Source organism: Mangrovibacter sp. MFB070 (assembly GCF_000705335.1).
Classification (GTDB): Bacteria; Pseudomonadota; Gammaproteobacteria; order Enterobacterales; family Enterobacteriaceae; genus Mangrovibacter; species Mangrovibacter plantisponsor.
Map to the genome: position 1 here is coordinate 136,960 of NZ_JJMI01000050.1, position 24,714 is coordinate 161,673.

At 52.6% G+C, this 24,714-nt stretch carries 21 protein-coding genes; 20 read left to right on the forward strand and 1 reads right to left on the reverse strand.

What is annotated here, in order from left to right:
• Nucleotides 1–56 precede the first annotated feature (56 nt).
• The 3 genes from udk to asmA all read left to right on the forward strand — a co-directional run bounded on the left by udk (nt 57) and on the right by asmA (nt 3,339).
• On the forward strand, nt 57–698 hold the full coding sequence (gene udk / locus DT73_RS21595) for a uridine kinase (protein ID WP_036115019.1): 642 nt from the start codon (nt 57–59) through the stop codon (nt 696–698).
• 141 nt (nt 699–839) lie between these two features.
• On the forward strand, nt 840–1,421 hold the full coding sequence (gene dcd / locus DT73_RS21600; RefSeq protein ID WP_036115024.1) for a dCTP deaminase: 582 nt from the start codon (nt 840–842) through the stop codon (nt 1,419–1,421).
• Nucleotides 1,422–1,473: 52 nt separating this feature from the next.
• Nucleotides 1,474–3,339: an outer membrane assembly protein AsmA gene (gene asmA / locus DT73_RS21605; protein WP_036115028.1), complete on the forward strand. Its 1,866-nt coding sequence runs from the start codon at nt 1,474–1,476 to the stop codon at nt 3,337–3,339.
• A 158-nt stretch (nt 3,340–3,497) separates the two neighbouring features.
• Here the strand turns inward: asmA and DT73_RS21610 are convergent, their stop codons facing one another.
• A complete protein-coding gene (locus DT73_RS21610) occupies nt 3,498–5,075 on the reverse strand; it encodes a TerC family protein (protein ID WP_036115030.1) in 1,578 nt (525 codons plus the stop codon).
• A gap of 705 nt (nt 5,076–5,780) precedes the next feature.
• Between DT73_RS21610 and DT73_RS21615 the strand changes: the two genes are divergently transcribed.
• From DT73_RS21615 to DT73_RS21695, 17 genes are all read left to right on the forward strand, one after another.
• A complete protein-coding gene (locus tag DT73_RS21615; RefSeq protein WP_036115032.1) occupies nt 5,781–6,914 on the forward strand; it encodes a polysaccharide export protein in 1,134 nt (377 codons plus the stop codon).
• 6 nt (nt 6,915–6,920) lie between these two features.
• Nucleotides 6,921–7,364, forward strand: a complete 444-nt coding sequence (wzb, locus tag DT73_RS21620; RefSeq protein WP_036115035.1) for a low molecular weight protein-tyrosine-phosphatase Wzb — start codon at nt 6,921–6,923, stop codon at nt 7,362–7,364.
• A gap of 2 nt (nt 7,365–7,366) precedes the next feature.
• A complete protein-coding gene (gene wzc / locus DT73_RS21625) occupies nt 7,367–9,559 on the forward strand; it encodes a tyrosine-protein kinase Wzc (RefSeq protein WP_036115040.1) in 2,193 nt (730 codons plus the stop codon).
• 97 nt (nt 9,560–9,656) lie between these two features.
• Nucleotides 9,657–10,502: a colanic acid biosynthesis glycosyltransferase WcaA gene (gene wcaA, locus DT73_RS21630; protein ID WP_036115043.1), complete on the forward strand. Its 846-nt coding sequence runs from the start codon at nt 9,657–9,659 to the stop codon at nt 10,500–10,502.
• Between the two features lie 3 nt (nt 10,503–10,505).
• A complete protein-coding gene (wcaB, locus tag DT73_RS21635; protein WP_110025050.1) occupies nt 10,506–10,994 on the forward strand; it encodes a colanic acid biosynthesis acetyltransferase WcaB in 489 nt (162 codons plus the stop codon).
• Entirely contained in the window at nt 10,991–12,205 is a 1,215-nt protein-coding gene (locus tag DT73_RS21640; RefSeq protein ID WP_036115050.1) for a glycosyltransferase, read from the forward strand. Before wcaB ends, DT73_RS21640 begins: the two co-directional genes overlap by 4 nt.
• Nucleotides 12,180–13,400: a colanic acid polymerase WcaD gene (wcaD, locus tag DT73_RS21645; protein WP_036115054.1), complete on the forward strand. Its 1,221-nt coding sequence runs from the start codon at nt 12,180–12,182 to the stop codon at nt 13,398–13,400. The genes DT73_RS21640 and wcaD overlap by 26 nt, the downstream gene beginning before the upstream one ends.
• Before the next feature lie 11 nt (nt 13,401–13,411).
• Complete coding sequence (gene wcaE, locus DT73_RS21650) at nt 13,412–14,164, forward strand: colanic acid biosynthesis glycosyltransferase WcaE (RefSeq protein ID WP_036115059.1); 753 nt, start codon at nt 13,412–13,414, stop codon at nt 14,162–14,164.
• A 128-nt stretch (nt 14,165–14,292) separates the two neighbouring features.
• The gene (wcaF, locus tag DT73_RS21655) at nt 14,293–14,868 is read left to right on the forward strand and encodes a colanic acid biosynthesis acetyltransferase WcaF (protein ID WP_036115062.1); all 576 of its coding nucleotides are present in this window, start codon (nt 14,293–14,295) and stop codon (nt 14,866–14,868) included.
• Nucleotides 14,869–14,912: 44 nt separating this feature from the next.
• The gene (gene gmd / locus DT73_RS21660) at nt 14,913–16,034 is read left to right on the forward strand and encodes a GDP-mannose 4,6-dehydratase (RefSeq protein ID WP_036115066.1); all 1,122 of its coding nucleotides are present in this window, start codon (nt 14,913–14,915) and stop codon (nt 16,032–16,034) included.
• A gap of 2 nt (nt 16,035–16,036) precedes the next feature.
• The gene (locus DT73_RS21665; protein WP_036115069.1) at nt 16,037–17,002 is read left to right on the forward strand and encodes a GDP-L-fucose synthase; all 966 of its coding nucleotides are present in this window, start codon (nt 16,037–16,039) and stop codon (nt 17,000–17,002) included.
• A gap of 2 nt (nt 17,003–17,004) precedes the next feature.
• Nucleotides 17,005–17,484 (forward strand): GDP-mannose mannosyl hydrolase, encoded by a 480-nt coding sequence (locus tag DT73_RS21670; RefSeq protein WP_036115071.1) that lies wholly within the window; start codon nt 17,005–17,007, stop codon nt 17,482–17,484.
• Entirely contained in the window at nt 17,481–18,707 is a 1,227-nt protein-coding gene (gene wcaI, locus DT73_RS21675) for a colanic acid biosynthesis fucosyltransferase WcaI (RefSeq protein WP_036115074.1), read from the forward strand. The genes DT73_RS21670 and wcaI overlap by 4 nt, the downstream gene beginning before the upstream one ends.
• 3 nt (nt 18,708–18,710) lie before the next feature.
• Entirely contained in the window at nt 18,711–20,156 is a 1,446-nt protein-coding gene (gene cpsB / locus DT73_RS21680) for a mannose-1-phosphate guanyltransferase (protein WP_036115077.1), read from the forward strand.
• A 74-nt stretch (nt 20,157–20,230) separates the two neighbouring features.
• Entirely contained in the window at nt 20,231–21,601 is a 1,371-nt protein-coding gene (gene cpsG / locus DT73_RS21685; protein ID WP_036115080.1) for a colanic acid biosynthesis phosphomannomutase CpsG, read from the forward strand.
• A 161-nt stretch (nt 21,602–21,762) separates the two neighbouring features.
• Complete coding sequence (gene wcaJ / locus DT73_RS21690; protein ID WP_036115324.1) at nt 21,763–23,157, forward strand: undecaprenyl-phosphate glucose phosphotransferase; 1,395 nt, start codon at nt 21,763–21,765, stop codon at nt 23,155–23,157.
• Nucleotides 23,157–24,635, forward strand: a complete 1,479-nt coding sequence (locus DT73_RS21695) for an MOP flippase family protein (protein ID WP_036115084.1) — start codon at nt 23,157–23,159, stop codon at nt 24,633–24,635. The genes wcaJ and DT73_RS21695 overlap by 1 nt, the downstream gene beginning before the upstream one ends.
• Nucleotides 24,636–24,714 lie beyond the last annotated feature (79 nt).

Sequence of the window (24,714 nt, forward strand, 5' to 3'; positions counted from 1 at the left end):
CGGCACTGCGCCGCGTTTCCCTTCCTTCATTTTTCTGTAATCAGGTCGTTAATTTTATGACTGACAAGTCTCATCAGTGCGTCATCATCGGGATTGCCGGTGCATCGGCTTCAGGTAAAAGCCTTATTGCCAGTACTCTCTATCGTGAGTTGCGCGATCAGGTAGGTGATGAACACATTGGTGTCATTCCGGAAGACTGCTACTACAAAGATCAAAGCCATCTCTCGATGGAAGATCGCGTAAAAACAAATTATGACCACCCCAGCGCAATGGACCACAGCCTGCTGTTCCAGCATTTGCAAATGCTTAAGCAAGGCAAACCCATTGAGCTTCCGGTATACAGCTACGTTGAGCATACCCGGATGGTGGAAACTGTGCATATCGAGCCAAAGAAAGTCATCATTCTGGAAGGGATCCTGTTGTTGACAGATGCACGGTTACGCCAGGAAATGAATTTTTCCATTTTTGTCGATACACCGCTGGATATTTGCCTGATGCGCCGTATTAAGCGCGATGTGAATGAGCGCGGGCGTTCTATGGATTCCGTGATGGCACAGTACCAGAAAACGGTGCGCCCCATGTTTTTGCAGTTTATTGACCCGTCCAAACAATATGCCGACATTATTGTTCCGCGTGGGGGGAAAAACCGCATCGCGATTGATATTCTCAAGGCAAAAATCAGCCAGTTCTTTGAATAAACCCTCAGGTTTGCATGGGGTGTGCAGTGCCCCCTGCCTGGCACTGGGTATTTACTCTGGTTAATTCGGGTTACAGTAGGTGAACTCACCTGCGGCCTGAATGGCCGGGGGGCAGCAAAAAAGCGCGAAAGGAGAATGACCATGCGTCTTTGCGATCGTGATATTGAAATCTGGCTCGACGAAGGTCGTCTGGCCATTACGCCGCGTCCACCGGTTGAACGTATTAATGGCGCAACAGTCGATGTGCGCCTGGGGAATAAATTCCGCACGTTCCGTGGGCATACGGCAGCATTTATAGACCTGAGCGGCCCGAAACAGGAAGTCAGTGCCGCGCTGGACCGGGTCATGAGCGATGAAATTGTGCTGGGTGAAGAGGAAGCGTTTTTCCTGCATCCTGGTGAACTGGCGCTGGCTGTTACGCTGGAGTCTGTCACCTTACCGGCAGATTTAGTTGGCTGGCTTGATGGCCGTTCATCTTTGGCGCGCCTTGGGCTGATGGTGCACGTTACGGCACACCGTATTGATCCCGGCTGGCAAGGGTGTATTGTGCTGGAGTTCTATAATTCCGGTAAATTGCCCCTGGCGTTGCGCCCGGGAATGCTGATTGGCGCGTTAAGTTTTGAACCGCTTTCCGGCCCGGCAGCCCGGCCTTATAACCGCCGCCAGGATGCCAAGTATCGCGACCAGCAAGGTGCGGTCGCCAGCCGAATCGATAAAGACTGATACGTGCGTGCTCCCGGGGGAGTAAACGCCCGGGGGAACGAATGAGGGTAGCATGAGACGTTTTTTAACAACGTTGATGATTTTGCTGGTTGTGATTGTGGCTGGCCTGTCGGCTTTGGTGCTGCTGGTTAACCCTAATGACTTTCGGGCGTATATGGTCCACCAGGTTGAGGAACGCAGTGGCTACCAGCTTTCACTCAACGGGCCTTTGCGCTGGCATGTCTGGCCGCAGCTCAGCATTTTATCTGGCCGAATCTCGCTGAAAGCGCCGGGTGCCTCTGCACCGGTGGTAACAGCCGATAACATGCGGCTGGATGTCGGCCTGTTGCCGTTGTTGTCTCACCGGCTTGATGTCCGGCAAATTATGTTGAAAGGCGCAGTGGTTCAGGTAACCCCCGATACCGCTGCCCGCGCGCCACAGGGTGCCCCGGTGGCACCACAAGGCCCCGCTGAATCCGGCGGCACTGGCCAGAACTGGGTGCTGAGCCTGGCAAAACTGAAACTGGCAGACAGCCTGCTGGTTTTCCAGCCGCAGGACAAAAACAGTAGCCCGGTAACCGTGCGGGACTTACAACTGAATATGTCGGTCGACAGCGCCCTGCGTACTGCCAGTGTGTCGCTCTCCAGCCGTATTAACCGCGACCAGCGTGATCTGTCAGTTTCTCTGGAAAGCACGCTTGATGTACAAAACCTGCCCCGCAGCTTCAGCGCCAAAATTACCCAACTTGATTACCAGCTCACGGGTGCTGATCTGCCTGCTAAAGGGGTTAGCGGCCAGGGGACCCTGGACATTGGCTGGCAGGGGTTGCCTGAGCAGGTGTCGGTATCCGGGCTGAAACTGACGGCAAACAATAGCGAAGTGGATGGCGGGCTGACCCTGGCAATGGGGAAAAAACCGGATATTCGCAGCCAACTGCATTTTGCCCGCCTGAACCTGGATGAACTGATAGGCGAGCCGGATACCGAAGAAACGCCCACGTCTGCGCAAAACAGCAATCCAGCAGGGCAGGTGGTGTTACCACGCCCGGTTATTGCCGGAGATACGGTTGACGGGCCATTCACCAGTTTGTGGAATTTTGATGCCCACTTCAGGCTGTCTGCAGATTCAGTACGCTGGCGCGGGCTGGATTTCACCAATGTCGCCGCAGATATGGAAAACCAGCATGGCGTGCTGGCGGTAAACCAGCTTACAGGCAAATTAGGGCAGGGGACGCTGTCTTTCCCGGGAACCGTGGATGCCCGGAAAAATGTCGCGAATCTGACATTCAACCCGGTTATCAACAACGTGGAAATTGGCCCGGTGCTCTCTGCATTCGACTACCCCATTGCTCTGGAAGGGGCGATTTCCCTGCACGGGCGTTTTTCCGGCCACCAACTGGATGCCGAAGCATTTCGCCACAACTGGCAGGGGGAAGGGGCACTCTCCATGACACATAGCCGCCTGTTAGGGCTGAACTTCCAGCGCCTGGTAACCCAGGCTTTTGCGCGGGCAGACAGCCGTATCCAGGAAAGCAGTGATAACGGCAATAGTGATAACACACTTCTGGCTGACTTCAGTGCCGACCTGGCGTTAGACAGCGGCACACTGGATTTAAGCAATATCCAGGGTTCGTCCGCCGTTATGAATATTTCCGGGAACAGCAGTATGGATCTGGTAAAAGAAGCGTCTGACGCCAATTTTATGATTCGTATTACCGGGGGCTGGAAAGGTGACAGCAAACTGACGCAAACCCTGAGCCAGACAGCCATTCCGCTGCGCATTTATGGCCCGTGGCAGTCAATGAATTACTCACTTGATGTTAACCAGGTATTGCGTAACCAGTTGCAAAACGAAGCGCGTGACCGGTTAAAAGCCTGGGCTGAGCGTAACAAAGAGAGCAGTAAAGCGCAGGACCTGAAAAAACTGCTGGATAAATAATAGTGTTTCGCCCCGCACGATTACGGCGGGGCGTTAACTTTGTTATTTCTGGCGAATCAATTTTCGGTTTTAACCGTGGGTTGCGGCGTTGCCTGAGGCACACTGTATCTTACATTACACTACGCTTTGTGAACCCCTCTCATAACTACACTTCCTGGCTACACTTCATATTCCGGTGATTCGTCTGGCTGCACTGCCACAACATGCACCCGCTCCACACGGTGGTGGGTAACCTGCAGCGTGGTAAATACCACATTCCCCAGGCGCACAACTTCCCCGGCAACAGGAATGTGCTGTAGTTCGTCCATCAGCAAACCAGAAACTGTCTGGTAATCACGTTTTTCTTCCAGCGGCAGGTCTGGCAGGTAGTGGACCAGGTCATCCAGAGGCATATGGCCGTTAACTGTCAGGCTGCCATCCGGGTGGCGTTCAATATCATGGCGGGCATCAACATCTTCTGCCTCGTTGGGCAGGTCACCGGCAATGGTTTCCATCACATCGCTTAAAGTCACCACGCCTTCCACGGAACCAAATTCATCCACTACAAACGCGAAATGGGTGCGTGCTGAACGGAATTGCTCCAGCGCACTTAATAACGCCAGGGTTTCCGGGAACACCAGAGGCTGGCGCACCAGAGCCTGAATATCCAGCGGATGCCCACTGAAGCTCTGGTTAAGCAAATCAATAACATGCACAACACCGATAATCTCATCGTCCCCTGAACTGACCACCAGGCGGGTATGCTGGTTCTTCAGCAACCTGTCACGCACAGCATGCTCCGCTTCATTGACATCCAGCAGGTCAATATCATGGCGGGAAGTCATAATGCTCGATACGCTGCGGTGGTTTAAATTCAGCACCCGGGAAATCATCATTTGTTCCTGCGGGTTAAATACAGGTACCGGAACATCCTCGCTCAGCGCAGCCGCTTCTTCATCCAGCACTTCATCGGTTTTACGCCCGCGTAGCAGGCGCATTACTGCCTCAGCGGTGCGCTGGCGCAGTGAGTGGTTGGCCTGCAAAAAGCGCCGCCGGTTAAACCATGCTATCTGGTTAAAAATCTCAATCAGTACAGAGAAACCAATTGCGGCATACAGGTAGCCTTTCGGGATCAGGAAGCCAAACCCTTCGGCCACCAGGCTGAAGCCAATCATCAGCAGAAAACTCAGGCAGAGAATAACAATAGTGGGGTGCTGGTTCACAAAGGCGGTAAGTGGCCGGCTTGCCAGCATCATCAGCGCAATGGCAATGACCACTGCGGCCATCATAACCCCCAGCTCATTGACCATGCCCACTGCCGTAATCACTGAATCAAGAGAGAACACCGCATCCAGCACAACAATTTGTGTCACCACGGCCCAGAAAAAAGCACCACGCCGGTGGGTATCTGCGTCGCTCTCTTTTCCTTCCAGCCGGGCATTCAGCTCTGTGGTAGCTTTAAACAACAGGAACAGGCCGCCTGCCAGCATTATCAAATCGCGTGCGCTGAAGCTGAATGCCTGCCATGTGAACAATGGCCGGGTCAGCGTGACCAGCCAGGAGAGCGAAGCCAGTAACACCAGGCGCATCAGCATGGCGAAAAACAGGCCGGTGATTCGCGCCCGGTTGCGTTGCCGGGGTGGGAGCCGTTCGGCCAGAATCGCGATAAACACCAGGTTATCAATGCCCAACACCAGCTCAAGCACCACCAGTGTCACCAGTCCGGCCCAGATTGAAGGGTCTGCCAACCATTCCATAATCAGTTAATTACCCCAATGTGTTGTTTCTTTCGGAATCATGGAGAAAGCTTGCCAAAAAATCAATCAATGACTGAGATTTGTCTTAATAACAAATATGCAGGTGAATGAATTTATTGGAGATGAGTATTCAGCTTCACAATCTGATATTAATACTGATTGAATATATTTTAGGAATAATGCCATATAGATATCACCTTGACTGGTTGATTTCTGGATAAATATTGCTCTTATTATTTGTTGTCAATATGAAGAAAATCCTAAAAATCAAAATATGAGTGCTTAATATTATTCTTAAAAACCACTGGTGCAGGGTATCGTACCTTGCCTGCTATTTATTTAGCTGCAACAATCCATCAGGTGTTAAATGAGTTTTGCATTAAGAACACCCAAATTAGATATTTTTAACAGATGTATGGCCGGATATTTCACTGCAGTATTTTTGTGCATCTCAGCACCGTTGCGTGCATTGCAAGGCAATGAATTTTCAGTAGATTGGTAACTGCAAGCCAAGGGCGGTAGCGTGCCTGAAGCCCCTAATATCCAATAATTATTCTGTCAATGTTCTGAGGGTGAATAAGCAAATTTTAGGACTGATGCCAGTTATATTTTATGTATAAGCATCGCATTCTCTTTTTAAGTTAGCGGTAATGTTGCTATCAGCAGCGTTCAGGATAATTACTCTACCATAGTGATTAATATTCAATGATGATATCCAGACTAAAATTGATGCCCCTGCTGGTATCGGTGGGCCTGATGAGTGGCTGTACAGTATTTCCAGGTAGCAACATGTCTACAATGGGAAAAGATGTGATAAAACAACAGGACGCTGACTTTGATCTGGATAAGTTAGTAAACGTCTATCCATTGACGCCTCGTCTGGTTGAAGAATTACGCCCCCGCCCGGAAGTGGCTCAACCCAATGCGTCTCTTGAACAAGAAATGGCGAATTACCAGTATCGGGTTGGCCCGGGCGACGTGCTTAACGTCACTGTATGGGACCACCCTGAACTGACCACCCCGGCAGGCCAGTACCGTAGCTCCAGCGACACCGGTAACTGGGTTGCCCCGGATGGCACGGTCTTTTATCCCTATATCGGCAAAGTTTACGTAGCAGGGAAAACCCTGAGTGAAATCCGTAGTGATATTACCGGCCGCCTTGCGAAGTACATTACTGACCCGCAGGTGGACGTTAATGTCGCTGCGTTCCGCTCGCAGAAAGTTTATGTCTCCGGCCAGGTGCTGAAATCCGGCCAACAGGCGATCACCAATGTGCCACTGACTATTCTTGATGCGGTGAATGCGGCAGGTGGCCTGACCGATATGGCCGACTGGCGCAATGTGGTACTGACCCACAACGGGCGCGAACAACGCATTTCACTGCAGGCGCTGATGCAAAACGGCGACCTGAGCCAGAACCACTTACTGTACCCCGGCGACATTCTGTTTGTGCCACGTAACGATGACCTGAAAGTCTTCGTAATGGGTGAAGTGAAAAAACAGACCACGCTCAAAATGGATTTCAGCGGCATGACACTGACCGAAGCACTCGGCCAGGCAGAAGGTATCGACCTGACCAGCGCCAATGCCAGTGGCATCTTCGTAATTCGTCCTATTCGTAACAGCAAAGACGGGAAAATTGCCAATATCTATCAGCTGGATATGTCTGATGCCACATCGCTGGTGATGGCGACAGAATTCCGCCTGCAACCTTACGACGTGGTGTATGTCACGACAGCGCCAGTGGCGCGTTGGGGTCGACTGGTTAACCAACTGGTACCGACGATAACAGGCGTTCGCTACATGATTAATGCGGCGAGTGACGTTCATAACTGGTAACCGCTTATGTTCAATAAAATTCTAGTGGTGTGTGTGGGGAACATCTGCCGTTCCCCAACTGCGGAACGTTTACTGAAAGCGTACCAACCAGAGCTTAACGTGGATTCAGCCGGGTTAGGCGCCCTGGTCGGCAAGCATGCTGATGCGACGGCGGCGAAAGTCGCCCGTCTGCACAACCTCTCTCTGGACGGGCACAGCGCCCGCCAGGTGTCAGGCAAAATGTGCCGCAACTACGACCTTATCCTCACTATGGAACGCCGTCATATCGCCGCATTGTGCGAAATGGCGCCAGAAATGCGTGGCAAAGTGATGCTGTTTGGTCACTGGGACAGTGAACGTGAAATTCCGGACCCCTGGCGCAAAAGCCAGGAGGCATTTGAAGCGGTGTATGAGCTTCTTGACCTTTCTGCCCGCAAGTGGGCGGACGCACTGACAGTTCAGCAGGGATAACAATGACAGAACGCATTAAACACGCCTCCGCCTCGTCTGATGGCAGCGACGAGATTGATATCGGTCGTCTGATTGGTACCGTGATTGAAGCCCGTTGGTGGGTACTTGGCATCACTGCGTTGTTTGCCATGGTTGCGGTAACGTATGTCATGTTCGCGACGCCGATTTACAAAGCCGACGCACTGGTGCAAATCGAACAGAATGGCAGCAGTTCTCTGGTGCAGGACATTAACTCTGCACTGCAAAACAAAGCGCCACAGTCCGATGCAGAAATGCAACTGATTACCTCACGTATGGTTCTGGGGAAAACGGTTGATGACCTGAATCTGGACATTGACGTTGAAAAGAAAACGTTCCCTGTTTTCGGTGCCGGCTGGGACCGGTTAATGGGGCGGCAGAATGAAAGCGTGACTGTCAGCACCTTTAACGTGCCGAAAGCCATGCATAAAGACGAGTTTACTCTGGAGGTGCTTAGCCCAACCCGCTACCGCTTTACCAGTAACAACGGTTTCAGTGCAGAAGGGCGGGTGGGGCAGCCATTAACTAAAAATGGTCTGACTTTATTGGTATCCGGGATTAATGCTCACGAAGGCAGCGAGTTTACCGTTACCAAATACTCCACGCTGGGCATGATAAACCAGCTGACCAACAGCCTGACAGTGGCTGAAAACGGCAAAGATACCGGGGTACTCAGCCTGACCTATACCGGGGCAGACCGCGACCAGATCCGTGAAATTCTCAACAGCATTACCCGTAACTACCTTGAACAGAATGTTGAGCGTAAATCTGAAGAAGCGGCGAAAAGCCTCGACTTCCTGGCGAAACAACTGCCAGTGGTACGCCATAACCTGGATGCCGCTGAAAGCAAACTGAACACTTATCGCCAGCAGAAAGATTCTGTGGATTTATCACTGGAAGCGAAGTCTGTGCTGGATTCAATGGTGAACATTGATTCCCAGTTGAATGAACTGACTTTCAAAGAAGCAGAAATCTCCAAGCTGTACACCAAAGCGCATCCGTCTTACCGCACCCTGCTTGAACAGCGCCAGGTGCTGGAAAACGAAAAAGCGCAATTGGGTAAACGCATTGCTGCAATGCCGAAAACCCAACAAGAAGTGGTGCAGTTAACCCGTGATGTGGAATCCGGCCAGCAAGTGTACATGCAATTACTGAACCGCCAGCAAGAACTGAAAATCCAGAAAGCCAGTACCGTTGGCGATGTGCGTATTGTGGACCCTGCGGTCACCGAACCGGGCATTGTAAAACCCCGTGGTGCGCTGGTTATCCTCGGCAGCATTATTCTGGGGCTGATGTTATCCATTGTTGGTGTTCTGCTGCGCTCACTGCTGAACCGCGGTATTGAAAGTCCGCAAGTGCTGGAAGAAGCCGGGATCAGTGTGTACGCCAGTATCCCGCTGTCTGAATGGCAAAAAGCGCGCGATAACGCCGGGAAAAGCGGCAGTAAAGTTAAGCACCTCAAAGGCAGTGCAACCAACCGGCGCTATAAGCAGAGCGAACTGCTGGCGGTGGGTAACCCAACTGACCTGGCAATTGAAGCAGTACGCAGCCTGCGCACCAGCTTGCACTTTGCCATGATGCAGGCATCCAACAACGTCCTGATGATGACCGGGGTCAGCCCGTCCATTGGTAAAACGTTTGTGTGTGCCAACCTTGCCGCGGTTATCAGCCAGACCAATAAAAAAGTGCTGCTTATCGACTGTGATATGCGTAAAGGCTACACCCACGAATTGCTGGGTTGCAGCAACCAGCATGGTTTGTCGGATGTGCTGGCAGATAACAGCCCGCTGGAAAAAGCCGCACGCCCAACCACCATTGCCAACTTTGACCTGATCCCGCGTGGGCAAATCCCACCGAACCCGTCAGAGCTGCTGATGAGTGAACGTTTCGAAGCGCTTATCAACTGGGCCAGCAAGAACTACGAGCTGGTACTGATTGATACACCGCCAATCCTTGCTGTAACGGATGCCGCTGTTGTTGGCCGCCATGCCGGTACCACCCTGATGGTGGCACGCTATGCAGTCAACACCCTGAAAGAAGTGGAAACCAGCCTTGGTCGCTTTGAACAGAACGGCGTTCAGGTGAAAGGGGTGATTCTGAACTCCATCTTCCGCCGCGCATCGGGTTACCAGGATTACGGTTACTACGAATACGAATATAAATCGGATGCCAAATAACCGGCTGATGTGAACCGGTACCGCCTGCGGGCGGTGCCGCCACCTGCAACCGGACACCAACCTGACTTTTCACTTTCAGCTAATGGGGAATGGAAAGATGACCACACCATCGCGCCCTCTGGTATCTATCTATATGCCGACGTGGAACCGTCAGCAACTGGCTATTCGCGCTATTAAATCAGTGCTGCGCCAGGATTTTGACAACTGGGAAATGATTATTGTGGATGACTGTTCCGAATCCTGGGACCAGTTACAGGCTTTTGTCGAATCGCTTAACGACCCGCGCCTGACTTATATTCACAACGACATCAACAGTGGTGCCTGTGCCGTGCGTAACCAGGCGATTTTACGCGCCCAGGGTTCTTATATTACCGGCATTGACGACGACGATGAGTGGATGCCAAACCGGCTTTCCTCATTTTTGGCGCAAAAACACCAACTGGTGAGCCACGCGTTTTTATACGCCAACGACTACATTTGCCAGGGCGAAGTGTACACCCAGCCCAACAGCCTGCCGCTGTACCCAAAATCACCGTATTCCCGCAAGCTGTTTTTTAAACGCAATATTATTGGCAACCAGGTGTTCTCGCTGGCAAACCGTTTTAAAGAAAGCCTGTTTGATACCCAACTGCGTGCCGCACAGGATTACGACATCTTCCTGCGTATGGTGATGTCGTGGGGCGAACCCTGGAAAGTGGAAGAAGCCACGCAAATTCTGCACATCAACCACGGTGAAATGCAGATAACCAAATCGCCGAAACAGTTCTCCGGCTATTTCAATTTCTACCGCAAACACAAAAGCAAATTCGACAAAGCCAGCAAGAAATACCAGTTGTTCACGCTGTACCAAATCCGCAACAAACGGATGTCACTGCGTACACTGCTGGCACTGTTCTCTGTGCGTAATTCACGCCGTCTGGCGTACGGGCTGCGAGGAAAATAAATGCTGCTGGAAGATTTACGCGCAAATAGCTGGAGCCTGCGCCCGTGCTGCATGGTTGTGGCGTACCGTTTTGCTCACTTTTGCTCCGTATGGCGCAAAAAAAGCGTGATTAACAATATCTGGGCAGCACCATTACTCCTGCTGTACCGCTTTATCACTGAATGCCTGTTTGGTTATGAAATCCAGGCCGCCGCCACGATTGGCCGCCGTTTCACTATTCACCACGGTTACGCAGTGGTTATCAATAAATTTGTGGTTGCCGGAGATGATTTCACTATTCGTCACGGTGTCACCATTGGTAACCGCGGGCCAGACAGCCTGGCCTGCCCGGTAATTGGAAACGGTGTGGAACTGGGCGCGGGCGTCATCCTGATAGGCGATATCAGCATTGGCAACAATGTGACGATTGGCGCGGGAAGCGTCGTACTGGACAGCATTCCGGATAACGCGCTGGTAACAGGTGAAAAAGCGCGAGTGAAGGTTATTAAATGAATATTCTGCAATTTAATGTACGCCTGGCAGAAGGCGGCGCGGCCGGGGTCGCGCTGGATCTGCACCAGCGTGCGCTTAAGCAGGGCTGGCAGTCTCGTTTTATTTATGGCTACGGCAAGGGCGGCAAGAAAAGTGTCAGCCACGATAACATCCCCCATGCCGAAAAACACACACCGCAACTGGTTTCCATGATTAACCTGGCGCTGTTTCGGGTTCTGAACCGCGACCCGTTCGGCAACCTGAACAACCTGTATAGCCGCCTGCTGGCAACGAAAGGCCCGGTGGTTTTACATTTTCACGTATTGCACAGCTACTGGCTTAACTTTGCTTCTGTGGTGGATTTTTGCCGCCGCCTGAAAGCCGCCAAACCCGATGCCACCCTGGTATGGACCCTGCACGACCACTGGAGTATTACCGGGCGTTGCGCATTTCTCGATGGCTGTGATGGCTGGAAAACAGGCTGCCAGGCGTGCCCGGGGCTGAATAACTACCCGCCGGTAAAAGTCGATTTGGCAGCGAAGCGCATAGATAAAAAACGCAGCCTGATCAATACCATGCTGGCACTGGGCTGCCAGTTTATTTCCCCCAGCCAGCATGTGGCGCAGGCGTTCAACAGCTTGTATGGGGCAGGGCGCTGCCAGGTTATCAATAACGGAATAGATCTGGCTACCGAAACCATTCTGGCAAACCTGCCAGATGCACCGGCGGAAAACAGCAAACCACGGCTGGCTGTGGTGGCTCATGATTTACGCTACGACGGCAAAACTGACCAGCAACTGGTGCGCGACATTATTGCCCGCGGCGATGTGGAAGTGCACACCTTTGGCAAGTTCTCGCCTTTTGAAGGCGCGAACGTAGTTAACCACGGTTTTCTGACTGACAAAGCCGCGTTAATGCAGGAACTCAACCAACTGGATGCACTGCTGTTCAGCTCCCGGGTAGATAACTACCCATTAATTCTGTGTGAAGCGCTGTCTATTGGTTTACCGGTCATTGCCACCCACAGTGAAGCCGCGCAGGAAGTGCTCAGCAAAGTGCAGGGTGTCACGGTGGATAAAGCACAGGCGAGTGGGCTGGCGGCGCAGCGCCGGGGTGAACTGGCGCAAACTTTGTTTGGTTCATCTCTGAATGATTTCAAACAACGCAGCCGCGCAGCGTTCAGTGGGCAACAGATGCTGGAGGAATATGTCTCGTTCTATCAGAGTCTGTAGCTACCTTATCCTGCCGTTCACCTACCTGGTGGTGAACGTGAAGCTGGCGCAAATCGGTGCCAGCTTCCCAATAACGGTAGTGACATTCATGCCCGCTATTTTGCTGCTGTTTTTAGAGCGTATCAGCCTTAAAAAGCTGTTTGTCGCACTGGGCATTGGCGCCGGGCTGACAATTTACAACTACATTTTCGGCAAATCACTGGATGCCAGTAAGTACGTCACCTCAACGCTGTTGTTTGTCTACATCGTTGTGATAATCGGTATGACATGGAGTTGCCGCTTTAAACCTATTTCACTGCGTAACCACCGCAAACTGTTGCGGGCGTTTTATGTGGTGGTAGGGATTATCGTGATGATAGCCGCGGCAGAAATGGCGCAAATATTACTCACTGGCGGCAGTAGCCTGATTGAGAATATATCCAAATTTCTCATATACAGTAACAGCTATGTACTCAATTTTATTAGCTTTGGTGGGAAACGTACCACAGCACTGTATTTTGAACCGGCATTCTTCGCCCTGGCACTAATCTCAATTTGGCTCAGCATCAAGCAGTTTGGTATCAAAACGCCGAAAACTGATGTTATGATTCTTACAGGGATTGTTCTCTCGGGGTCCTTTTCCGGTGTAATGACGTTTATCATGTTTTATTTGCTGGAGTGGGCATTTCAGTACCTGAATAAAAGTGCTATCAGAAAGAAACTACCGCTGGCAATTATTTCTCTTACGGTTTTCATGGTGGGGCTGGTACTGGGGTTCCCTTATATAGCAGAACGTGTTGGTGATCTGGGAACAGCCGGGTCTTCTTCGTACTACCGTATTATTGGTCCACTGGTAATGGTGGGTTATTCATTAACCAATATTGACGGAATAGTCCGATTTGGCTCGCTTTACGAATATGTCGCATCATTCGGAATTTTTAACGGTGCGGATGTGGGTAAAACCATAGACAATGGGTTGTATCTGCTGATTATTTATTTTTCCTGGTTCGCAGTTGCTTTAACAGTCTGGTACATGACTAAAGTGGCAAAAATGGTACCTGCCGCTTTTGGTAATAACCGTAACTATCGCGTGCAGTTATATTTATTTATGCCTTTGTCATTGTTCTTTACTGGTTCAATTTTTAGCCCGGAATATGCGTTTTTAATTGTCTGCCCGTTTATTTTGCGCAAAGCGCTGGCGCAGACAGTATCCTGAAGAGGTTCGCTATGGCGTTTTTAAGTGTGATTACTGTTGCTTTCAGAAATTACGCAGGTGTTGTAAAAACCTGGCAATCTCTGGCTCACCTGGAACAGGCGGGTATCCCGTTTGAGTGGATTGTGGTAGATGGACTGTCACAAGACGGTACGGAAGAATTTCTCGAAAACTGTAATGGCCAGTATAACTTACGTTATGTGAGCGAGAAAGATAAAGGCATTTACGATGCCATGAACAAAGGCATTGCCATGGCTCAGGGCCAGTATGCCATCTTCCTGAACTCGGGTGACGTATTCCATGCCGATGTGGCGAAATTTGTTCGCCAAATGCAACAAGACAGTAATAAAGGCAAGGTAATGTACCTTGGCGATGCTCTGCTTGATTTTGGCGATGGCAATAAGTTACGCCGCACTGCGAAACATGGCTGGTATATTTACCACAGCCTGCCAGCAAGCCATCAGGCAATATTTTTCCCGGTAAATGGTTTAAAACAATACCCTTATGACCTGAAATACCGTGTGTCATCAGATTATGCGCTGACTGCACGTATGTATAAATTAGGTTACCGGTTTAAACGCATCAAATGTTTGGTTTCTGAATTTTCAATGGGAGGTGTCTCAACCTCTAATAACATTGAATTATGTCAGGACGCAAAAACTGTACAACGCAAGATACTGCATGTTCCTGGTTTTTGGGCGGAATTGTCTTATCAATTGCGCCTGAGAACGACAGGTAAAGCTAAGGCCTTATATAACAAAGCCTGATAATTAAATTGGCCTGATTTAGACGAAGTGCCTGGTTGATACTGGAAATATTCATATAACACAGGGTTTAGCAATAATCACCTGAGATATGAAGGGGTTCCCATGCACTATACCGCTGAGGATTAACTATGCAGGATTTAAAAAATTTCACCGTTCCGGCGGGGTTTCGTGGTGCCGGTGGCATTAAAGTTCAATTATGGTGGGCTGTACAGGCCACCTTATTTGCCTGGTCACCACAAATTATGTACCGCTGGCGTGCTTTCCTGCTGCGTTTATTTGGCGCACGCATTGGCAAAGGGGTGGTAATTCGCCCTTCAGTCAAAATTACTTATCCGTGGAAATTAACCCTGGGTGATTACGCCTGGGTGGGTGACGACGCCGTACTGTACACCCTGGGAGATATCACCATTGGCGCAAACGCCGTGGTGTCCCAGAAGTGCTACCTGTGCACCGGCAGCCACGACTACATGAGTGACTACTTCGATATTTCCGCGCACCCCATCGTGATTGGCGAAAAATGCTGGCTGGCGACAGACGTATTTGTCGCGCCTGGCCTGACGATTGGCGATGGCACCGTAGTGGGTGCGCGCAGCAGTGTTTTTGCATCATTGCCCGGCAACGCAATTTGCCGTGGCAACCCGGCAGTGGTGATACGCAAACGCGTGGATACCCAACCTGTGTCTTCAATGGAAGGCGCAGCCTGAGACTCCCAACGAAGTCCGATAATTATTCACAGAGGAAAATGAATATGAGTAAAGTGGCTCTTATTACCGGCGTAACCGGACAGGACGGCTCTTATCTGGCTGAATTCCTGTTGGACAAAGGGTATGAAGTACATGGTATCAAGCGCCGTGCTTCCTCGTTTAATACTGAGCGCGTGGATCACATCTACCAGGATCCGCACACCACCAACCCGAAATTCCACCTGCATTACGGTGATTTGACGGATACCTCCAACCTGACGCGCATCCTCTCTGAAGTTCGCCCGGACGAAGTGTACAACCTGGGGGCAATGAGCCACGTAGCCGTGTCTTTTGAATCTCCGGAATATACTGCGGACGTGGACGGCATGGGCACCCTGCGCCTGCTGGAAGCCATTCGCTTCCTGGGCCTGGAAAAGAAAACCCGTTTCTACCAGGCATCCACCTCTGAACTGTATGGTCTGGTGCAGGAAATCCCGCAGAAAGAAACCACACCGTTCTACCCGCGTTCACCGTATGCAGTGGCAAAACTGTACGCTTACTGGATAACCGTAAACTACCGTGAATCCTACGGCATGTACGCCTGTAACGGCATTCTGTTTAACCACGAATCCCCGCGCCGTGGCGAAACTTTCGTAACCCGTAAAATCACCCGCGCTATCGCCAACATTTCCCAGGGCCTGGAAAAATGCCTGTATCTGGGGAACATGGACTCCCTGCGTGACTGGGGCCATGCCCGCGACTACGTAAGAATGCAGTGGATGATGCTGCAACAGGACAAACCTGAAGACTTCGTTATTGCCACCGGTGTGCAGTATTCCGTGCGCCAGTTTGTGGAAATGGCGGCAGCTCAGCTGGGTATCAAACTGCGCTTTGAAGGCAAAGGCGTGGAAGAGAAGGGCATTGTTGAATCGGTTACCGGCCACGATGCACTGGCAGTGAAACCTGGTGATGTGATTGTGGCAGTAGACCCGCGTTACTTCCGCCCTGCTGAAGTGGAAACCCTGCTGGGCGACCCAACCAAAGCACACGAAGTTCTGGGCTGGAAACCAGAAACCACCCTGCAACAAATGGTTTCTGAAATGGTTGCCAAAGACCTGGAAGCAGCGAAGAAACACGCACTGCTTAAAGCCCACGGTTATGAGGTGGCTATCGCCCTGGAGTCCTGAGCATGACAAAAAAACGTATCTTTATAGCTGGCCACCGCGGGATGGTGGGGTCGGCTATCGCCCGCCAGCTCGCGCCGCGTGAAGATGTGGAGCTGGTGCTGCGTGGCCGGGACGAGCTGAACCTGCTCGATTCCGCCGCGGTACATGCCTTCTTTGCAGAAGAAGGCATCGACCAGGTCTACCTGGCGGCGGCCAAAGTGGGGGGTATTGTGGCGAACAATACCTACCCTGCTGATTTCATCTACGAAAACATGATGATCGAAAGCAACATTATTCACGCAGCGCATGTGAACAACGTGAATAAGTTGCTGTTCCTTGGCTCGTCATGCATTTACCCGAAACTGGCGCACCAGCCCATGAAAGAAAGTGAGCTGCTGCAGGGCCAACTGGAGCCAACCAACGAGCCCTATGCCATTGCCAAAATTGCCGGTATCAAGCTGTGCGAATCTTATAACCGCCAGCACCAGCGCGACTACCGCTCTGTGATGCCCACCAATTTGTACGGGCCGCACGATAACTTCCACCCGAGCAACTCCCATGTTATTCCGGCTCTGCTGCGCCGCTTCCATGAAGCCCGCATTCAGGACGCGCCGGAAGTCGCCGTGTGGGGCAGTGGCAACCCGATGCGCGAATTCCTGCATGTGGATGACATGGCAGCTGCCAGTATCCATGTAATGGAACTGGACGCAGAAGTGTGGCAGGAAAACACCGAACCTATGCTGTCGCACATTAACGTAGGTACCGGTGTGGACTGCACCATTCGCGAAATGGCAGAAACCCTTGCCCGGGTTGTGGGCTACAAAGGCCGTATTGTCTTTGATGCCAGCAAACCGGATGGCACCCCGCGTAAATTACTGGATGTGACCCGCCTGCACAGCCTGGGCTGGTACCACGAAATTGGCCTTGAAGCAGGCCTCGCCAGCACCTACGCGTGGTTCCTTGAACACCAGGATCGTTTCCGGGGGTAACCATGTTTTTAAGTCGTGAAGCGTTTGCCACAGTGGTGGAAAGCACTCCGCTTATCTCCATTGATTTAGTCGTGGAGAACGAGCGCGGCGAATACCTGTTAGGGCGGCGTAACAACCGCCCGGCACAGGGGTACTGGTTTGTGCCAGGTGGCCGGGTGCAAAAAGACGAGACGCTGGCCCATGCGTTTGAACGCCTGACCGAAGGCGAGCTGGGCTGCAAAATTCCCATGGAACAGGGGGAGTTTTATGGCGTCTGGCAACATTTTTACGACGACAACTTCGCCGGTGATGCGTTTACCACTCATTACATCGTGCTGGGTTTCCGCCTGAAAGTGAACACCAGTGACTTGCACCTGCCGGACGAACAGCATGCCGACTGGCGCTGGCAGAAACCTGAAGCCGTCCTCAACAGCGAAGACGTTCACAGCAACACACTGGCCTATTTTGACAAGGCACGCCGTGCCGGAGTGCCCGGCCTATGAAAATTCTGGTCTATGGCATCAACTATGCACCGGAACTGACCGGCATTGGCAAGTACACCGGTGAAATGGTGGACTGGATGGTGAGCCAGGGCCACGAGGTGCGGGTGATTACCGCGCCTCCTTACTACCCACAGTGGAAAGTGCAGGGTGAGTATTCATCCTGGCGCTGGCGTAAAGAACAGCGCAACGGCGCAACCGTATGGCGTTGCCCACTGTATGTCCCGGCAAAACCGTCAACGATAAAACGCCTGCTGCACCTGGGGAGCTTTGCCGCGAGTTCGTTTTTCCCGCTGATGGCTCAACGCAGCTGGAAGCCGGACCGCATTATTGGCGTGGTTCCCACCTTGTTTTGTGTACCGGGCATGCGCCTGCTGGCAAAACTCAGCGGAGCGCGCACGGTACTGCATATTCAGGACTACGAAGTAGACGCCATGCTGGGCCTTGGCATGGCAGGGAAGGGCAAGGGCGGCAAGCTGGCAAAATTCGCCAGCCTGTTTGAACGCAGTGGCCTGCTCAATGTTGACCGGGTTTCTACCATTTCGCGCTCCATGATGAATAAAGCGCGGGAAAAAGGCGTGGACCCGGCACGGATCATCTTCTTCCCTAACTGGTCTGAAGTGGCACGCTTTCGCCAGGTGGATGACCAGGCGGCACATGCCTTGCGTGAACAACTGGGCATACCGGACGGGCACAAAGTGGTGCTCTACTCCGGCAACATTGGCGAAAAACAGGGGCTGGAAAGCGTGATTGATGTGGCTGCACGCTACACAGATGAACCCTGGGTATTCGTTATTGTCGGCCAGGGTGGGGGCAAAGCACGGCTGGAAGCGCTGGCACAGGAGCGCGGCCTGCACAATATGCGGTTTTTCCCGTTGCAACCCTATGAAGCGCTACCTGCATTGTTGCGTATGGGGGATTGCCACCTGGTTATCCAGCGCCGTGGCGCGGCGGATGCCGTACTGCCTTCCAAACTCACCAATATTCTCGCCGTTGGCGGTAACGCGGTGATTACTGCCGAGCCGGAAACCGAACTGGGCCAGTTATGCACCAGTGTGCCGGGTATTGCCGTGTGTGTGGAACCAGAATCACCCGATGCACTGGCAGCAGGGATTATTCATGCCCTGAACATGCCGCAGGACAACACGGTGGCACGTGAATATGCCGAACGCACGCTCGAAAAAGAGAACGTGTTAAGCCAATTTCTCGCTGATATTCGGGGTTAAATCATGAGTCAGTCATTACTTTATCCGGTCATTATGGCCGGGGGCTCCGGTAGCCGCCTGTGGCCACTGTCCCGGGTACTTTATCCTAAACAGTTCCTCTGCCTGAAAGGGGACCTGACAATGTTACAGTCCACACTGCACCGGCTGGACGGCATTCCTTGTGAAAGCCCGGTGGTTATCTGTAACGAGCAACACCGTTTTATTGTTGCGGAACAGCTACGCCAGCTGCACATGCTGACAGAAAACATCATTCTGGAACCGGCCGGGCGCAACACCGCGCCTGCCATTGCCCTGGCCGCGCTGGCCGCCAAACGCCAGTGCCCGGACAACAACCCGCTGATGCTGGTGCTGGCCGCAGACCACGTTATTCAGAATGAAGACGCGTTCCGCGATGCCGTGCGCGCCGCCATGCCATTTGCCGAAGCAGGCAAACTGGTGACCTTCGGCATTGTGCCAGACCAGCCGGAAACGGGTTACGGCTACATTCGCCGCAGCGAAGTGCATAACCTGACTAACGACGCGACCGATGCCGTGGCCTTTAACGTGGCGCAGTTTGTTGAAAAACCAAATTTGGCAACCGCGCAAAACTATGTGAATACCGGCGAATACTACTGGAACAGCGGGATGTTCCTGTTCCGTGCCGACCGTTACCTGGAAGAACTGGCCAAATTCCGCCCGGATATTCTCGATGCCTGCCAGCAGGCAATGAACGGCGTTGACCCGGACCTGGACTTTATCCGTGTAGCAGAAGAAGCCTTCCTGGCCTGCCCGGACGAATCCATTGACTACGCGGTAATGGAAAAAACCGCCGATGCAGTGGTGGTGCCAATGGACGCAGGCTGGAGTGATGTTGGCTCCTGGTCTTCGTTGTGGGAAATCAGCCCGAAAGGGGAAGATGGCAACGTGCGCCACGGCGATGTTATCTGCCATGAAACCCAGGACAGCTATGTGTATGCCGAATCCGGCCTGGTTACCACCGTTGGGGTGAAAGACCTGGTTGTGGTGCAAACCAAAGACGCGGTACTGATTGCCGACCGTGACCACGTGCAGAACGTGAAAAAAATCGTTGAGCAAATCAAGCAGACTGGCCGCCAGGAGCACCGGGTACACCGCGAAGTTTACCGCCCGTGGGGCAAATACGACTCAATAGATGCCGGTGACCGCTACCAGGTGAAACGCATTTCAGTGAAACCCGGAGAAGGGCTCTCTCTGCAAATGCACCACCACCGTGCCGAACACTGGATTGTGGTGGCAGGCACCGCCAAAGTCACACTGGGTGAAGAAGTAAAACTGCTGGGTGAAAACGAATCCATCTACATTCCGCTGGGCGTGACACACTGCCTGGAAAACCCCGGCAAGATCCCACTGGACCTGATTGAAGTGCGCAGTGGCGCATACCTTGAAGAAGACGACGTAATCCGGTTAGCCGACCGTTACGGGCGAATTTAAATAAAAAGCGTTATTCAACTGCAGTGCGCACCGCGCCTGCGGAAGGCTGACTGTTGCCTGAAGAAGGGAAAACGATGAGCAAATTAACCTGTTTTAAAGCCTATGATATTCGTGGCCGCCTGGGTGATGAACTGAATGAAGATATTGCCTGGCGTATTGGCAGGGCCTATGGCGAATACCTCAAACCGAAAAGTATTGTGCTGGGCGGCGATGTTCGCCTCACCAGTGAAAGCCTGAAACTGGCACTGGCCCGCGGCCTGCAAGACGCTGGTGTGGACGTGCTGGATATTGGGATGTCTGGCACCGAAGAGATCTATTTTGCCACCTGGCACCTGGGTGTGGATGGCGGCATTGAAGTGACTGCCAGCCACAACCCGATGGACTACAACGGCATGAAACTGGTGCGCGAAGGCGCCCGCCCAATCAGTGGCGACACCGGCCTGCGTGATGTCCAGCGCCTGGCGGAAGCTAACGACTTCCCACCGGTTGACCCGGCCAAACGCGGCAGCTACCAGCAGGTGGCAACCCGTGAAGCCTACCTCGACCACCTGTTCTCTTACATTGATGTGAAAAACATCAAACCCCTCAAACTGGTGGTGAACTCTGGTAACGGGGCAGCAGGCCCGGTGGTGGATGCCATTGAAGCACGTTGCAAAGCACTGAATGTGCCAGTGACCTTTATCAAAGTGCACAACACGCCGGACGGCAACTTCCCCAACGGGATCCCTAACCCCTTGTTGCCGGAATGCCGTGACGACACCCGTAACGCGGTGATTGAGCACGGAGCGGATATGGGTATCGCGTTTGATGGCGATTTTGACCGCTGCTTCCTGTTCGATGAAACCGGCCAGTTTATTGAAGGCTATTACATTGTTGGCCTGCTGGCAGAAGCCTTCCTGGAAAAACAGCCTGGGGCGAAAATCATTCATGACCCGCGCCTGAGCTGGAACACTGTGGATATCGTTACCCAGGCTGGCGGCACCCCGGTGATGTCCAAAACCGGCCACGCGTTTATTAAAGAACGTATGCGCCAGGAAGACGCCATCTACGGCGGCGAAATGAGCGCCCACCACTATTTCCGTGATTTTGCCTACTGCGACAGCGGCATGATCCCGTGGTTACTGGTGGCTGAGCTGTTAAGCGTGAAAGGCAAATCACTGGGCGAAATGGTGCGCGACCGCATGACTGCGTTCCCGGCCTCCGGGGAAATCAACAGCAAACTGGCTGAGCCGGTAACCGCGATTTCCCGCGTGGAGCAACATTACGCACCCCAGGCAAGCGCCGTTGACCATACCGACGGTATCAGCATGGAGCTGGGTGGCTGGCGCTTTAACCTGCGCAGCTCCAACACCGAACCAGTAGTTCGCCTGAATGTGGAATCCCGTGGGGATACCGCACTTATGGAAGCACGAACACAGGAAATTCTGGCGCTGCTGAATCAGTAACCCGCCAGGCAGAGTGGGTTGAGGCCCTCTCCCTCAACCTGCCGCAGCAAGGACGCTGCGTAGCTTGAGGGGGAACGGACGAATCAAACTGGAGATCGGTGATGGACAAAACAACTTACTCTGCCGCTATAACGCGCGCTTCTGCGCAGACAGGTAAAACGATGACAAGTCTCACAAAACGCGACCGTATAAAAACGAACGCATCGTTGATCTCTATGGTGCAGCGTTTTTCAGATATCACCATCATGTTTGTTGGCTTATGGGCTATCTGTAAACTTTTTGCGCTGCCTTTCTTTTATATGCATTTGCTGATGGCACTGGTTACCCTGGTCGTTTTCCAAATGGTTGGGGGAATTACCGACTTTTACCGCTCCTGGCGTGGTGTGCGTTTTGGCACCGAGATCGGGCTGCTGTTACAGAACTGGACCCTCAGCATTATTTTCAGTGCCGGTTTACTGGCCTTCAGTAACGATTTTGGCGGCACCTTCCGGGTGTATTTAAGCTGGTATGTGCTGGGCGCGATGGGGCTGGTTATTTGCCGGGCCGCCATTCGTTATGGTGCCGGTTTCCTGCGTAACCGTGGGTACAACACCCGCCGCGTGGCCGTCGCAGGCGCAATGCCTGCCGGGTTGTCGCTGGTGGAAACCTTCTGCAACGAGCCCTGGATGGGGTTTGATGTAGTGGGCGTATACCACGACCCGGAGCCGGGCGGGGTACCAGACCGCTGGGCAGGCACCCTGGACCAACTGGTGGAAGACGCCAAAGCGGGCAAGATTCACAACGTCTACATTGCCATGGCGATGAAAGATGAAGTGCAACTCAAAGAGCTGGTTCACCAACTGGCAGACACCACCTGTTCCGTTATGGTTATCCCGGATGTGTTCACGTTTAACATCCTGCATTCACGCACCATTGACGTAAATGGCGTGCCGGTTGTTTCGGTATTTGATACCCCGCTCAATGGGGTGAACAGCGTGATTAAACGCATCGAAGATATCTGCCTGTCGGCCTTTATTTTGCTGCTGATTTCGCCTGTGCTGTGCTGCATTGCCGCCGCGGTGAAACTGAGCTCACCGGGGCCGATTATCTTCCGCCAGACCCGTTACGGCATGGACGGCAAACCCATCAAAGTGTGGAAATTCCGCTCGATGCGCGTCATGGAAAACGACAGTGTGGTTACCCAGGCCACCCGCAGTGACCCGCGCGTAACCCGGGTGGGCAGCTTCCTGCGCCGTACCTCACTGGACGAACTGCCGCAGTTTATTAACGTGCTGACCGGTGGCATGTCGATTGTTGGCCCGCGCCCCCATGCTGTGGCGCACAACGAACAGTACCGCAGCCTGATTGAAGGCTACATGCTGCGCCATAAAGTGAAACCTGGCATTACCGGCTGGGCGCAAATTAATGGCTGGCGTGGGGAAACCGACACCCTGGAAAAAATGGAAAAACGTATTGAGTTCGACCTGGAGTATATCCGCGAGTGGAGCCTCTGGCTGGACATCAAAATTGTTTTTCTCACTGTGTTCAAGGGCTTTGTGAATAAGGCGGCCTACTAATGAGCCTGAGAGAGAGAACCATCAGCGGAGCCAAATGGTCCGCTATCTCCACGCTGACCATTATCAGCCTGGGGCTGATTCAGATGACCGTGCTGGCGCGGATAATTGATAACCACCAGTTTGGTTTGCTGACCATTTCCCTGGTGATTATCGCCCTGGCGGATACGCTCTCTGACTTTGGTATCGCCAACTCGATTATTCAGCGCAAAGACATCAGCCAGTTAGAACTGACCACGCTCTACTGGTTGAATGTGAGCATTGGTATTGTGGTGTGCGTGGCGGTGTTTTCACTGAGCCACGTGATTGCCGGGGTGTTGCATAACCCGGACCTGGCGCCGTTGATCCAGACGCTGTCTGTGGCCTTTGTGATAATCCCTCACGGCCAGCAGTTCCGCGCTTTGATGCAAAAAGAGCTGGAATTCAGCAAGATTGGCGCGGTGGAATCGTTCTCGGTGCTTTCCGGGTTCACTTTCACTGTGGCGAGCGCCCATTACTGGCCAGTGGCAATGACCGCCATCTGGGGCTACCTGGTGAACACCACGGTGCGCACCACACTATTTGGTATTCTTGGCCGCAAAATTTACCGCCCGGGGCTGATGTTCTCCCTGAAATCGGTTTCGGCGAATATTAAATTTGGCGCCTGGCTCACGGCAGACAGCGTTATCAACTACCTGAACACCAACCTTTCCACTTTGGTGCTGGCGCGTATTCTGGGTGCCAGCGTGGCCGGGGGCTACAACCTGGCGTACAACGTGGCGGTTGTGCCACCCATGAAACTGAACCCGATTATTACCCGCGTACTGTTCCCGGCATTTGCCAAAATCCAGGACGACACGGAAAAACTGCGAGTCAATTTCTACAAGCTGCTCTCGGTAGTGGGGATTATTAACTTCCCGGCACTGCTGGGGTTGATGGTGGTTTCCGGCACTTTTGTTCCGCTGGTGTTCGGTGAGAAATGGGCGTTCATTACCCCGATTTTGCAACTGCTGTGCATTGTGGGTCTGTTACGGGCGATTGGTAACCCTATCGGCTCTTTGCTGATGGCGAAAGCCCGCGTGGATATCAGCTTTAAATTCAACGTATTCAAAACGTTTCTGTTTATTCCGGCCATTATTGTTGGCGGCATGACGGGCGGCGCGCTGGGGGTAACTCTGGGCTTTTTGCTGGTGCAAATCATTAACACGGTGCTGAGCTACTTCGTGATGATCAAACCGGTGCTGGGCTCCAGCTACAAAGAGTATGCCCTGAGTATCTGGCTGCCGTTCTACCTGTCTTTGCCCACCATTGTGGTGAGCTACGCCCTGGGGCTGGCAATGCACGGCCATGCTGCACTGGGAGTGGTGTTCACTACCCAGGTTGCGGCGGGTGTGCTGGCGTTTATTGCCACACTGGTGATTTCGCGTAACCCGCTGGTGGTGGAGCTGAAACGGCAGTTTTGCCGCAATGAGCGCCTGAAAACATTATTGCGGGCACAGTAACGCAGGCGAGCTGCTCACCTGGCTGATTTCCCTGATTTTTTACTTTAGGCATGTTCCCGGATTACGGGCGGGGTGAGGA